Annotated in this window: 12 protein-coding genes; 9 read left to right on the forward strand and 3 right to left on the reverse strand. The window is 44.3% G+C overall.

Annotated elements, in window-relative coordinates; translation table 11 throughout:
* Window position 1: 1 nt before the first annotated feature.
* Complete coding sequence (locus tag BGP76_RS06400) at window positions 2-1,207, reverse strand: saccharopine dehydrogenase family protein (RefSeq protein WP_119844020.1); 1,206 nt, start codon at window positions 1,205-1,207, stop codon at window positions 2-4.
* A 153-nt stretch (window positions 1,208-1,360) separates the two neighbouring features.
* Here BGP76_RS06400 and BGP76_RS06405 point away from each other — a divergent pair, with 153 nt between their 5' ends.
* On the forward strand, window positions 1,361-1,969 hold the full coding sequence (locus BGP76_RS06405) for a DUF4136 domain-containing protein (protein ID WP_073123019.1): 609 nt from the start codon (window positions 1,361-1,363) through the stop codon (window positions 1,967-1,969).
* A gap of 120 nt (window positions 1,970-2,089) precedes the next feature.
* Here BGP76_RS06405 and BGP76_RS06410 read toward each other — a convergent pair whose 3' ends face one another.
* Together BGP76_RS06410 and BGP76_RS06415 are read right to left on the reverse strand one after the other, a co-directional pair.
* Window positions 2,090-4,480: a glycoside hydrolase family 127 protein gene (locus tag BGP76_RS06410; protein WP_119844021.1), complete on the reverse strand. Its 2,391-nt coding sequence runs from the start codon at window positions 4,478-4,480 to the stop codon at window positions 2,090-2,092.
* 120 nt (window positions 4,481-4,600) lie between these two features.
* The gene (locus tag BGP76_RS06415; protein ID WP_119844022.1) at window positions 4,601-6,055 is read right to left on the reverse strand and encodes a DUF1593 domain-containing protein; all 1,455 of its coding nucleotides are present in this window, start codon (window positions 6,053-6,055) and stop codon (window positions 4,601-4,603) included.
* A gap of 543 nt (window positions 6,056-6,598) precedes the next feature.
* Between BGP76_RS06415 and arfB the strand changes: the two genes are divergently transcribed.
* The 8 genes from arfB to trpS all read left to right on the forward strand — a co-directional run bounded on the left by arfB (window position 6,599) and on the right by trpS (window position 14,283).
* Window positions 6,599-7,006: an alternative ribosome rescue aminoacyl-tRNA hydrolase ArfB gene (gene arfB, locus BGP76_RS06420; protein WP_119844335.1), complete on the forward strand. Its 408-nt coding sequence runs from the start codon at window positions 6,599-6,601 to the stop codon at window positions 7,004-7,006.
* Between the two features lie 265 nt (window positions 7,007-7,271).
* The gene (locus BGP76_RS06425; protein ID WP_119844023.1) at window positions 7,272-7,646 is read left to right on the forward strand and encodes a MerC domain-containing protein; all 375 of its coding nucleotides are present in this window, start codon (window positions 7,272-7,274) and stop codon (window positions 7,644-7,646) included.
* Window positions 7,647-7,687: 41 nt separating this feature from the next.
* Window positions 7,688-8,902: a GTP-binding protein gene (locus tag BGP76_RS06430; RefSeq protein ID WP_119844336.1), complete on the forward strand. Its 1,215-nt coding sequence runs from the start codon at window positions 7,688-7,690 to the stop codon at window positions 8,900-8,902.
* A 151-nt stretch (window positions 8,903-9,053) separates the two neighbouring features.
* On the forward strand, window positions 9,054-10,028 hold the full coding sequence (locus tag BGP76_RS06435; RefSeq protein ID WP_119844024.1) for a GTP-binding protein: 975 nt from the start codon (window positions 9,054-9,056) through the stop codon (window positions 10,026-10,028).
* 192 nt (window positions 10,029-10,220) lie between these two features.
* Window positions 10,221-10,736 (forward strand): TlpA disulfide reductase family protein, encoded by a 516-nt coding sequence (locus BGP76_RS06440; RefSeq protein ID WP_119844025.1) that lies wholly within the window; start codon window positions 10,221-10,223, stop codon window positions 10,734-10,736.
* Window positions 10,729-12,237: a DUF6029 family protein gene (locus BGP76_RS06445; RefSeq protein WP_119844026.1), complete on the forward strand. Its 1,509-nt coding sequence runs from the start codon at window positions 10,729-10,731 to the stop codon at window positions 12,235-12,237. Before BGP76_RS06440 ends, BGP76_RS06445 begins: the two co-directional genes overlap by 8 nt.
* A 13-nt stretch (window positions 12,238-12,250) precedes the next feature.
* A complete protein-coding gene (locus BGP76_RS06450) occupies window positions 12,251-13,069 on the forward strand; it encodes a redoxin domain-containing protein (protein ID WP_158584104.1) in 819 nt (272 codons plus the stop codon).
* 245 nt (window positions 13,070-13,314) lie between these two features.
* The gene (trpS, locus tag BGP76_RS06455; protein WP_119844028.1) at window positions 13,315-14,283 is read left to right on the forward strand and encodes a tryptophan--tRNA ligase; all 969 of its coding nucleotides are present in this window, start codon (window positions 13,315-13,317) and stop codon (window positions 14,281-14,283) included.
* Window positions 14,284-14,290 lie beyond the last annotated feature (7 nt).

Consider the following 14,290-nt stretch of genomic DNA (forward strand, 5'->3'; position numbering starts at 1 on the left):
CCTACTGGACTTCCAAGTCCACGTTGTGCTGCTCATGCCAAGGTAACCCTTGAGTCATCAACTGCTCCATAAATGGGTCTGGATTAAACTCCTCTACGTTGAATACACCTGCTCCTGTCCATTTTTTGGTCAATACCATCATAGCACCTATCATGGCAGGTACTCCCGTGGTATAGGATACGCCCTGTGCGCCAGTCTCGTCAAATGCGTCCTGATGCTTACAGTTGTTGTAAACGTAGTAGGTCTTTTCTTCTCCGTCTTTTTTTCCCTTGATACGACAGCCGATGGAGGTCTCTCCTACATAGTTGTCTCCGAGGCTACCTGGATCAGGCAATACAGCCTTCAAAAACTGCAACGGCACGATTTCCTTACCTTCGTAGTTGATAGGCTCTATGCTCGCCATACCTATATTTTGAATCACACGTAAGTGTGTTAAATACTCATCACCGAATGTCATCCAAAATCTCGCACGCTTGAGGGAAGGAAAATTTTTAACCAAAGACTCTAGCTCCTCATGGTAGATCACGTAGCTGGCACGTTCGCCAATATTAGGATAGTTGAGTTCTTGTCTAATCTCGTGTGGCTCAGTCTCTACCCAATCTCCATTCTCCCAATATTTTCCTTTTTGGGTCACCTCACGGATGTTGATCTCTGGGTTGAAGTTAGTAGCAAATGCTTTACCATGGTCTCCACCATTACAATCCACGATATCTAAGTATTCGATCTCATCGAAATGATGCTTGGCTGCATAAGCAGTATATATACTAGTCACTCCCGGATCAAAACCACACCCTAACACAGCAGTCAGGCCCGCCGCTTTAAATTTGTCCTGATAAGCCCACTGCCAGCTGTATTCAAATTTTGCCTCATCCTGCGGCTCATAGTTCGCTGTATCTAGATAGTGGACACCCGTCTCCAGACATGCGTCCATGATGGTTAGATCTTGGTAGGGCAGTGCCACATTGATCACTAGCTCTGGTTTGATCTGGTTGATCAGTGTGACGAGCTCAGGCACGTTGTCTGCATCCACCTGTGCAGTCGACATACTATAGCCAAAAGCCTCTTTGATATCTGCTGCAATAACATCACACTTGGACTTGGTTCGGCTGGCGAGACAAACCTCGGTAAATACCGCACTGTTTTGTGCACACTTGAAAGCCACTACTCTACCGACTCCTCCTGCACCTATAATTAATACTTTGGACATGTTTGTTCTAATAATGTTTCAACAAAACTACAAAATGACTCGCTTGAATTAAACATGAGATTTCTTTTTTATTTCAACCCCAGTCCGCTATTGACTCTTGCTCTAGTTTTAACTAACTTATGTCTGATTTACAAGAACTTAAACCGATTTAATATGAAAAAACACTTCTTTTTCGCCATTCTACTTGCCTCCGTTTTAGTTTCTTCCTGTTCCAGCCAAAAAGATTTCGTCATCGAATCAGACTATAGTTACAATGGTCGATTCAAAAAATACAAGACATTTGATTTCATCATCATGGCTGAAAATGACACGCTCATCCACAAAGACCTAATCGAAAAAACCATTGCTTCGCGTATGCATGCCCAAGGCTATCGCTATAGCGCAGAAAAACCTGACCTACTCATTACATATAAAATATTTGTAGAAAATTTTGCTATGAAAGGGTACGCCCAACCCAGTTTTGACAAATGGGTATCAGACAACTGGAGCGAACGGCTCCTTGTGGATGACAAACTAGTACAAGACCCCAGCAACAGTATCACTGCTGAATACAATAACCAGATGTACGACATGTATGACGGCACTATGCTCGTATCTTTTTTCGATAGGAAAAGAAGACGAACCGTCTGGCAAGGTTATGCTTCTGGTGTATTCTCTCAGGGAGAAGATACCTCCGACAGAAGCATCAAGCTGGCTACTGCTAAAATTTTCAGAGAATTTCGCATCGTAGCAAATGGCTACATCATCAAAAAAGATGCATAAGAGTTATCATATTTAATGTTGTATCATCAAAGAGAGGCTTAAAGCGACAACTTTAAGCCTCTCTTTCTTTTATGACAACTATTTCTTATTCACTCCTAATAAAACTTCATCAGTCGAACATTACTGAGTAGCCTTCTCACTCAGTAATCTTACCTCGACGATTTTAGTCATCCATTTTCCTTCTTTGCTTTTGATTTTGACCGTGATCAACTTCTCTTTTCGAATATCAACAGGTATATCGATGGTCAGTATATTCAGATGCTCCTTACTTTTGGCATCTAAATCTAGATCAGCGACTTTTTGATCATTGAGATAAATCTCACTCCGACGCAACGGATCTACATCTAAGTACTTAACATACAATGTACTAGATTCAATCCCTGGATTTTTCATCTGATAGCTAAACCATCCAGGCCCCTCACGATAATGCTCATCATACATATACCCCGTCCAAGTGTCCTGCTGCTGAACAAAATGATCTGACTCAGGTTGTTGTTGTCCTGACAGTACGATATCCACCGTCACAGCATCCAGCTGGCGAACTGCCTCTTCTTTTTCAGACATCTTGCGTTTGATCTCCTCCAATTCATCTTGATTCGCCTGAGGGAAATAAACCATGTACCGAGCGTCATGCAATGTATAAAAAGGTATTAGTTGTAATCCTTGGTTGTATTTTTCAGGATACAAACCAGTTAATTGAAATTGCAAGGATCTACCCGGTATAGGTGCGACATTTTCCAACAACTGCTCAGTATCACTCAAGAGTATCGGCATCTCATGAATAGGAATAGTTCGACCACTGGCTATATGCCCTCCTCTACTGTCATCTGCATTCAAACCTGGCATATTTAGATTACTCGTCTTGGCAGCTAAAACGATTGGCCCGTACAAAAAAGAATAATAGTTAGAACCATCAGGCAGTTGCTCAGTGTGCAACTTCATTGGCATTTTGACAAGTATTTCATCTCCTTCCTTCCACTCTCGACGCAACGCTAGGTATCCCTGATTCGCCTCAAAATCAGTAAACAGAGTCCCATTGATCCATACCTCTAACTCACCATGAATCCACTCTGGATTTCTAAGTTGTAAGGTAAAATCTCCCTTAGCAACAGTGGCGATTGTCAATTTGGTTTCTGCCTCTTGAGGAAAATTATTCTCCTGCAATATTTTCACTCCTCTCTCTTTCCACTCGACCTCCGACGGAATGAAAAGATTGACATACAGTGCTTCCTTAGTGTGTGCATAAATCATCTCTCCATATTTCGCATGATTTTCTATCCCCGAACCTACGCAGCACCAAAAACTAGTTTGTGGCTGGGAATAGACTCTATAATGTCCCGGTCTCATCTGTGTAAAATAAACCAAACCACCTGTTTCGGGATTTTGGGAGGATAAAATGTGATTGTAAAGCGCTCGTTCGTAGTAGTCTATATAATCTGCATTGGGCGAATCTTGATAGAGCGAGCGAGTCAAACGAAGCATATTGTAGGTGTTGCATGTTTCTGGCCCTTGCGTACCTTGTATCATTCGATTAAAATCATCTGAGGGATGAAAATGCTCATAGGCACTATTACCCCCAATGGAGACCGAGCGATCATTCACTACCTGCTCCCAAAAAAAGCGCGCTGCACGAGTCCAACTGCTGTCCCCATTGATCTCCGCCACTCGTTGAAAACCAATCACCTTGGGTATCTGCGTATTGGCATGCATACCCGTCAGATGGTCTTCACCTTTGATGAGTGGGGCTAAAAGTACCTGATGTGAAAATTGCTTGGCTAGTTTCAGATATTTCTTATCTCCTGTGATCGCTGCTACATCTGCAAAAGTTTCATTAAGTCCCCCATGCTCACTTACCAACATGTCTTGTATTTGTTCATCACTGAGTTGTGAGACTACTTCAATCATCCAGTCGGTCATTTTGATCAGCATACCTTTGGCTTCTATGCTGCCCGTATAGAGATAGGCATCTCTCAGACCTGCGTAAGTCTTATGGATGTTGTACAAAGGAACCCAACGATCATTGAGACCAAAAGCTCCCGCCCTGATATTGCCTTGAGCTATTTCTTTCCAGATTACCTTTCCATCTGGTACCCCTCCGATATAGCCATTGTTATTGGCTTGCTGACAAGCGTTGAGTTCAGTCAGCATATAGTCTAATCTGTTCTTTATCTCCTGATCACCCGTAGATGCATACATCTGTGATAGTGCACTCAAATAATGCCCACCTATATGACCGTCCAAGCCCGTATTTTCCCAATTGGTATAATTCTCGGCCTTTGGCTTCAATCCTGCCTCTCTTAGAAAGGGAGCCAAAAGTCGATCCGCATTCAGTTCCAGCAAATATTGCTTGTCTAATTCTTGTGCATGCAAAAATGGACTCTCCAACAATCGAACATCCTCTAATGAGAAATATTCCAATTTTTGAATTGCCTTGGACTGAGTAGATGGCGTGCAGGACCAAAAGGTTACCCATACAGCAGTCATGCATAGTAGTGTTTTCATGTCTTTCATTCATCCAATGTTTAGCCGAATTAACAAAGTGTAATTTATACACTTCATTCAATATGAAAAATCAAATACACTATAATTCTATTTTTATCATCAAGTAAACCAGCAGCAATTTATGGTGGGTTATTTAGGTTCTATGGTGACAATCACTCTTTTGTATCTGGTCAGGGCAGGTTCGCCCCTGTCCGTTACTTTGACTATAAAGTGGGCTGTTTGTGATTGCTCTACGACTGGAGCTGTAAAATACGCCATGTGAACATTCTCAGCGCCATTGACTGGAATCAACTTCTGGTAACTACCTGCCTCGGGATAGTTAAACCAATGAAAACTGAAACTATCCCCGTCAGGGTCTGTCGTATCGAAAGCATCCAAAGTGAATCCCTCTCCTGACTTGACCGTTAACCGATCTTCATGAGTCAACACGGGAACAGGTGGATGATTGGCCTCATCGTAGGTCGATAGACACCAGTCCATACGTGCTGCAAAATCATTCTGAAAATCATCTCTCCATCGCCAAAGTGTCACTTTGAAATCCTCAAAAGTCACAGCTCCTTGCTTAATTGTACGCCCAAACTCATTGGGAACATGAGCTGTATATTTGTCATTGGCATTGGTCCATATCGCTCTGGTCTCAGGAGCGATCTTTACGATCGAGCTCCCCTCTTTTACCTTCGAAAAATCAGGAAGATACAGTTCGTAGCGACCTCCCCACGCCCCCCACTCTGGGTGCTCGGCATCATTGAGTCCATTGGCTATCAGAGAAAGAAACGCTGGTGTATCCCCTTCCACGCCCCAAGCCACATCAGGATAAATAGCACCAAGTGCTCCATGGTTTTGCTGGAGGTTCTCTGCTATCCATTCGTTGCTAATCGTCGTGTGATCGACTCCACTCATATAACTGGCATTGATACCGGTCCAAGTCGCACTACCATAGTCATCACCAGGGCTCACGATGTAAAATAAGTCTGGAAAGGTGTTTCTAATCCAGATCCCACTATCATCCTGATCCGATATCGTATAGACTCTCAGTTTGGAAACCAGTCTGGCAAGTTCCTTTTCAGACTTGGTCTGTTTCATTTTGAACAAGGCCTGTGCCAGTGTATTGACACCACCCCAGGTAGAGATCCAAAGTGGTCGATCGTCTTTCTCCTCTAACACCTTGATAATCCATTCCGACCCTTCCGAATCCATCCCCTTGCCTACGCCTTTCATGCCATACTTGGGCAGACCACTTTTGACCAACGATGAGAGATGCTTAGCTTCTGGAAAACCCGCTTCGTGTTTAAGAAGGTTGGGCTGCACCTTAGCATAAGCCTCCATGACCTTATCAATAGATTTCGGACTCACCTTCGTAGTGTACCAACAGGACGTTGTGGCAATGATTCCTTGTATATCAACCTGATTAGCATACAAAAGCAGACGTACCAGAGACTGCGTATCATCTGGGTCAGCCTCTATATCCGTCAGGACAATGACTCGGTTCTTGTGGGCGTCCTTGGCGGAAAGCACAGATGATGCCGCGAGAGACAGATACACTGTAAGTGAAAAGACAACTCCTAATTTCAGATAATTTTTCATGTCATGCTTGGTTTACACCGCCTCAGGCGACAAATTTTCTTTCGTTAAACAATATAGATCAGTCACAAATGCCATGGTTTGAACACTCAACATAGAGTGGTATTTTTTTCTAACACGTCATTTTCATTTTGCCCAAAGAACAAATTTTATATAAATTTTTCATTCTCTCCACAAATCATCACAATAATTACGCAATCGATTGTTTTTAACGCTAACAATTCAAATAGAACAATACTTTTGAGTGAATCTCAACATGGGCTCTAGGATGGATTGAAGATATGTCTTTGGAGACCTGCCCGATAGTCATTTACCACTGAACATCAATTGCTTAACCTCCTAAACGGGGAGATAAATTACATAGAAAAGCAACGCGTTGGTATCTACTAACAATGCTCCTGTTGAAATCAAATTATATCTTCTCGCCAACTGTCCCCTTTGAGGGAATTATAGGGATGTAAGATGACATCACATAGAGAAACAAATTATAACAGGAAAGGCTTGAAAGAGGATGGAAATCTTAGTTTTACGATATACTTGAAGTTAATGAGTCACCGAATCACCATATCACGGATCAAGCCCGAAATCAAGGTTACCACTGCTCGCAGTAGTGGTCCAGGTGGACAGCACGTCAATAAGGTAGAATCGAAAGTCATGCTAAGGTTTAATGTATTGGAGTCCACAGGTCTGACAGAAGCAGAAAAACAGCGTCTTCTTTACAAAATGAAGGGGCAACTCACCAAAGACGGTGTGTTGATCATCGTGGCAGAGAGCCACAAGTCTCAACTGAAAAACAAGGAACTGGCCTTTAGCAAGCTGGAACAAATGTTGAAGCAAGCCTTACATATCCCCAAGGCTAGGCGAAAAACCAAACCTTCTAAATCATCCATCAACAAACGAATCCAATCCAAAAAGCAACAGGGTGAAAAGAAAAAGTGGAGACAAAAGCCTTAGCCTAATTTGAGATACTCAACAAAATGGCTTTTGGAATGGAAAGGACAAGATTTGGAGTAGTAACCTATTTGGTTTATTCCATTATTTTGAATGTATGAATGTTATACATTCTTCTCCTTTGTACAACCTAATTTTCGTAATAAGTCTCTTCCTTTTCCACTCTCCCTGACATTAAGCCCCCAATCACAAACATTATATGCAACCATATTGCATATAATGTTTGTGATTACTATTATTGCAATATTGTTGCAATAATAAATTTTATATGAAACAATATTTGATAGGAATCCATGCGGACTGGATAGGATTGATCGCTTCGTTTGTATGTGCCTTGCATTGTCTACTGATGCCTGTTGCGCTTAGTTTAGTGCCCTTGTTGGCTGGGTACATGAACCATCCCGCACTAGAGGCAACTATGATTGGTATCAGTGTGGTTATCGCTAGCTACGCCATAGGGAGAGGATATTATTCACGTCACAGGCGTCTGTTGCCTGTGGTGATTCTATGCACCAGCTTTTTGCTAATTACTATAGGTAGATTCTCTAGTGATGCGCATGTAGAAGTATGGATGACTTCTAGTGGAGCATTTCTCATCGCAGTAGCGCATGCGATCAATTGGAAGATGTTGAACCTGAATTAAGCAATTTAAATCTACAGCATAACGCTTACTCCATGAATTTCATGACCAAAACAAGAAAGCTACCCGTCACTGTGTTGAGCGGTTTTTTGGGTGCTGGCAAAACGACGTTGCTCAACCACCTACTCAACAACCGTCAAGGGCTCAAAGTGGCTGTCATCGTCAATGACATGAGCGAAATCAATATCGATGAGAAGCTCATCACCAATGGGACCCAACTCTCACGAACGGATGAAAAACTCGTAGAGATGAGCAACGGTTGCATCTGCTGTACCCTGAGAGAAGACCTGATGGTAGAGGTCGAAAAACTGGCGAAGATGAAGAAGTTTGACTACCTACTGGTGGAGAGCACGGGCATATCCGAGCCGATTCCGGTCGCTCAGACCTTTTCGTTTGCGACGGGCGATGAACTGTATGATCTCACGCAGTTTAGCCGCCTGGATACGATGGTGACTGTCGTCGATGCGTTCAACTTCTTCACGGACTTTGGCAGTGCCGATACCTTGCTGGCCCGTGACATGACCGACGATGCGCAGGACGATCGGTCGATTGTCAATTTGCTGACGGATCAGGTGGAGTTTGCCAACGTCATCGTGCTGAACAAAACCGACCTAGTGGATGATACACAACTGGGTATGCTGGAGCGGCTGTTGAATAAGCTCAACCCCATGGCGCAAATAATCAGGGCGCACGAAGGAAAAGTCGACCCCAAGCGAATACTCAACACACGGCTATTTGACTATGCAGAGGCTGAGCAGTCGGCGGGTTGGCAAAAGGAACTGGAGTTGGCGCAGAAAGGCATCGGTCACAGCCCCGAGACAGAGGCATATGGGATTGGCTCCTTTGTCTATAGCAATGCGCGCCCGTTTCATCCCGAGCGCTTTTTGGACTATGTGAGCCAGCGATTTCCGACAAGTATCGTTCGTAGCAAAGGCATCTTCTGGATCGCCTCCAGGTCCGATCATGCCATCCTATGGAGTCAGGCGGGCGGTTCTCTGAAGGCCGAAATCTATGGACGCTGGTGGGTGAGTGTGCCCCTGAGTCAGCGCGCAGTGAGTCAGGCTTACATGGACAACCAGGAGCACATCCAAGCTAAATGGGACAAACGCTGGGGCGATCGGTTGAACGAACTGGTATTCATCGGTCAGGACATGGATGAGGCAGCCATTCGATCCGATTTGGACAACTGCCTGTTGACCGAGTCCGAACAAGCAGCTTGGGAGGACGGTTGGGATCTTGATGACTCATGGCCCATCTAATGGACGCAAGTCCTATGCAAACTTAGGCAAGGGACTAGCGGCTTGTCTCTCAGCTATGCATGTAGTAAAGGAGAACAAATGCAAGGTCAATCTTGGTCTGAAGACTACAACCTAAACCTTAGAATCACATGAAGTTTTGTAGTTTAGATATATGAATAGAATACCCGTACACCTCATCACAGGCTTCCTCGGTAGTGGCAAAACGACTTTCCTCAATCGGTTCATCAAGGAGCGATTGCCCGAAAGAATACTCGTCATAGAGAACGAATGTGGCCAAACCAATGTCGACGGTGCTTTGGTGATGGACGGTGTGGAAGAAATCATAGAGCTGAGTGCGGGCTGTCTGTGCTGCTCGCTCTCCGATGGTTTGCTCGACATACTCTATGAGGCCAGCAAAAGGAAAGAGCAGTATGATCGATTGGTGATTGAAACCACCGGTATCGCTGACCCTAGTTCGATCATTCAGGTGTTTTTGCAAGATCCACGCGTCGAAAAAGTATTTGACCTACAGCAGGTCATTTGCCTCGCTGATGCGAGTCAACTGCAATCCTGGCTCGATGAGGCGGAAGAAGCCCTGCGGCAAATCGCCCTGGCAGACAGTGTGCTCATCAATAAAACAGACAAGGTATCGGACAGCACCCGATCAGAGGTGGAATCGATCGTCCGAGGGATCAACCCCCATGCGCGGGTCTTCGCGGGCCACAACGGCAACTTTCCCATTGATGAGATTTTGGATACAGGGACTACCAAGCCCAAGACCGTCGAGTCTCCACAGGTGTCGTCCCACCATCATCACCAGCATGAAGGGCAACAATACAACAGCCACAAGATCACGACCTTTACCCTAACCTTCCCCTACCCTCTGGATCTCAACAACCTCTCGTTGGAACTCAACCGGATCGTCAACCTGTACCACGACCAAGTCTATCGTGTCAAAGGGTATATCGCCATTCCCAACTACCCCAACCGCGTCATTCTACAATCTGCCAGAAGTACGTTTGTCGCGACGGACGGGAGCCCTTGGGAGTCAAGCAGTGAGCGCACGGGCAAACTGGTGTTTATTGGTAGGGACCTGAACAAGCAGGTTTTTGAGAGGATGTTTAACAGATACATGGTTACTGACTAGTCAGGAAATTATAGAGACAGCGCCACTTGGTGCTTGATATTTGGTACTTGATATATTAGTCATTGAAGGAGTCACTATATACAAATAGTATTTTAATCCCTGTAAAGGAACCAATTCATAGATAGTCATGTTATAGTTGAGATTGTCATAACTTAGTGATGATTATGATTGTACTACCTCCAACGATTGACTATGAAAAAACACTACACGCAAAAGGCACTGATGTGTCTGATTTTGGTGACCTCCCTCCTGACGCTATCACAGCATAGCAAAGCTCAGTCTACGCTTCGAATAGAACTCAAAGAAATCAATGGGGAGTATTATACCCTAGACGACCTGAAAGGCAGTGAACTGACTGTCGTAGATTTTTGGGCTACTTGGTGCAAACCCTGTGTCAAATCCATCCCCAAGCTAGTAGAACTATCGCATCAGTATGAGAAGGAAGAAGTAGCCTTCGTCGGTATCAACGTCGACAGTCCCCGAAATCTGGCCAAGGTCCGACCCTTTTCCAAATCCCTCAAAATAGACTATCCTGTACTGCTAGATACCGATCAGGCACTTTACAATGAACTACTGGTATCTGTCCTTCCTACGGTGTTGATCCTTGATAGTGAAGGGAAAGTACTCTTTACTCATGAGGGCTATACGCATGGTGATGAGGAGTACCTAAAAGAGAAAATCAACGAACTGCTGGAAGAGAATGAATAGGTTTTTACTCATCCTGCTGTTGATCATCACTACAGTAGGAACAGGACACGCACAAGGGACACTGCGCGGCTCCAACCTCATGGAGTATCAGCTAGGCAATATCCCTGAGCTCACGCCACGCTACCAAAGCTCACTATTTGATCAACTTGATCTATCCTACCGATACAAGTCCTTTGGGTTAGATGCACGTGTAGAGCAGTACTATCCTTCTTTTGGTGACGACATCAGCTATACCCGTGTTAGTCAGTTCAAATTCCAGTATCGAGCAGAGATGATAGACATACAGGTCGGCAACCTCTACGAGTCATTTGGTAGAGGACTACTCCTTCGCACCTATGAAATACCTGGATCGATCTGGGAGACGCGCGGTTATCGCGTGCGCTATGGCTTCTACCGGGATCTACTCGGAGCAGCTGTCAAGTTCAACTACAAAAACGTCGAACTCAAACTAATCCGTGGCGAAGTACTCGATGTGACACTCCCCCCTACAGTCTCTGATGACACCAACCGACGACCTGATCTCGTAGAGGGGGCTGAAGCGAGTTATCGTTTAGGAAGTCAAAAAGTAGGGCTTATCTATATGCGACATCACACGGAGAGCCAAAGTATCGTAGGGTCTGACCCAGCCCAATTGCTATCGGCATACTATGACGGAGTACTATTCGAAAACTTCTCCCTCTATGGTGAGCTAGCCAAGTCGCTCAACGATAATACGGACCTCACAGACTTCTCCGACCAGGCCGCTTATGCTGGCTATGTGGGGCTCAGTTTCTACTTTGGTAATCTCGGAGCTAGTTTGGAATACAAAAACTATCATAACTTCTCACTCGGAGCCGGTATCAATGATCCTCCCACGTTAGTCAAAGAACACAGCTACCGACTGCTCAATCGCAGCACACATATCCCTGTACTGACCGATGAGAGTGGCTACCAAGTAGAACTCTATTACAGCTTTGAAGATGGCAGTATTTTGACATTCAACACGTCAAGAGCATCTAATGAGATCAGCGAAACGATACAACCGGTCTTCAAGGAGTACTTTCTCGAATACCAGTTTTACCCGATTGAAAAGCTATCGATCAAGGCCTTTGCAGACTATGCTGAGGATCCTTTCCGAGGCGAACCTCATCGCTATGCTGGTGGTAGTTATATAGACTGGGATCACCCCAAACTAACATCCTCGATAGAGTTCGAGTACCAACAGATCGAGCGGGATGCTGACCCAGCCCACAATTACTACATCGCCTATACCCTCGCTAAACCATCCAAATTCAGTGCGTCGGCGGTATTGGAACTAACGACTGATCCTTTTTTGTTGGTAGAGCCTAGTGACGACTTCAATGCTTACCCTGCATTCATAGGGACCTATCGCCCCAATACCAAAAATACCATTACACTATTTGCTGGCAAGCGCCGTGGTGGACCTGCCTGCAACTCAGGTGTATGCTATGATGTACTCAGTTTTGAGGGCGTAGAACTCAGACTAAATACAAGATTCTAAAATGACAAACGATATGAAAACTCGCAAACACCTCATCCTCATCCTTTGCCTACTCCTCAGCAACCTAGTGACTCACGCACAAAGTGTCGGAGACAAAGCACCTGACTTCACCTTAGACAAGTTGAATGGAGGATCTTTCAAATTATCTCAGCAGTCTGACAAAGTTGTTTTCATCTTCTTCTTTGGCAGTGCATGCCCTCATTGTCTAGCCAATGGGCCCAATACCCAGTCTGGCATCTATGAAGTGTACAAAGACAACCCCGATTTTGTAGCTGTGGGCTTGGACACTTGGGACAGAAATAGTGCGACAGTCACTAATTTCAAAGAGCAAACTAAAATTGAGTACGAGTTATGTCTAAATGCGAGTTCAGTCCAAGCCAGTTATTCTACCACCTACGATCGTATCGTGATCGTAGACAAAGAAGGCATCATTCGATACAAGGCCTCTGCCAATGCGACCACCGAAATAGTTAAAGCTGCCAGTGATGTGATTGCGACCTATCTATCCGCTGGAAACGGTGGTGGTGGAGGTGATGGAGACGATGGAGACGGCGGGGTACTGTCCACTATCGAACCCAACACTACCGACCTAATGCTCTACCCAGTCCCTGCACACGACTACCTCACGATCGAAAGTGATAAAATAGTGGATAGATCTGCTAGTGTCAAGCTATATGATATCACAGGCAAGTATGTCAAGACGCAGGGATTCCTAAAAAGCATAGAAGGACAGCTCACAATAAACGTCTCTGATCAGCCTACTGGTCTCAACATCCTCGAAATCACTTTCGAGGATCAAAGTACCATTAGAAGAATGTTTATCAAGGAGTAAAAATCTAAATCTGCCATTTATTATTGACATCTAATTGACTCGTTATTATTTCCGATTTTGTTTTCGTGCTTTTCAGTAACTAGTACTCACTTGTGTCAGTTACTGAAAAGTACGATTTAATTAATTGCACTCAGGATTTTTTTCAAACCGTTTTTTTGCTTGGCTTTATTCCATTTATTTTACAGTCACTTTATAAAGCAATAATTCATTTTAATCAAGCGGTCTTATTATCAGACCAAAACTAGATGGCAAGAGTATTAACGGGAATTCAAAGCTCAGGAAAACCACACCTGGGCAATATTTTAGGAGCCATATTACCGGCAATCCAACTTACAGAAAAAGAAAATCAAGAGTCACTGTTGTTCATAGCGGATCTGCACTCCATGACCACTATCAAGGATGCTGAGGTACGAAAAGAAAACACCCGAGCGGTGGCAGCTACTTGGCTGGCATTTGGTCTAGATACAAGTAAATCGATATTTTACCGTCAATCAAAAATCCCTGAAGTGTGTGAACTCACATGGTACCTGAGTTGCCTGACTCCCTACCCGATGCTAGCCAATGCGCATTCGTTCAAGGACAAATCGGACAAACTTTCTGATGTCAATGCAGGACTATTTACCTACCCGGTATTGATGGCGTCTGACATTCTCATCTATGACGCGGAACTCGTCCCCGTAGGAAAGGACCAAAGACAACATCTCGAAATGACACGAGATATTGCTAGTGCATTCAACCATCAGTATGGAGAAAATTTCCTCCTACCAGAGTCGAAAATTGATGATAACCTCATGACCATACCGGGTACGGATGGACAGAAGATGAGTAAATCCTATGGCAACACCATAGATATATTCCTGCCCAAAAAGCAGCTCAAGAAGAACATCATGTCTATCGTGACTGATAGCCTTCCACTAGAAGCGCCAAAAGACCCAGATACCTGCAACGTGTTTGCAATCTATAAAATCATCGCTACTAATGAACAAACAGCCGCATTACGAGAAAAATACCTAGCTGGCAATTACGGATACGGCCATGCCAAAACAGAACTACTCGAACTAATACTGGACAAGTATCAGCATGAAAGAGAACGTTTCGACTACTATATGGAGAACGAGGCGGAACTAGAGCAAAAGCTAGAAGAAGGAGAAAACAAAGCGAGAGCAATCGCCTCAGAAGTACTACAAAGAACCAAGAAAATAATCGGATTTTAGTCCCTAA

It is taken from the genome of Reichenbachiella sp. MSK19-1 (genome assembly GCF_003590315.1).
GTDB classification, from domain to species: Bacteria; Bacteroidota; Bacteroidia; order Cytophagales; family Cyclobacteriaceae; genus Reichenbachiella; species Reichenbachiella agariperforans.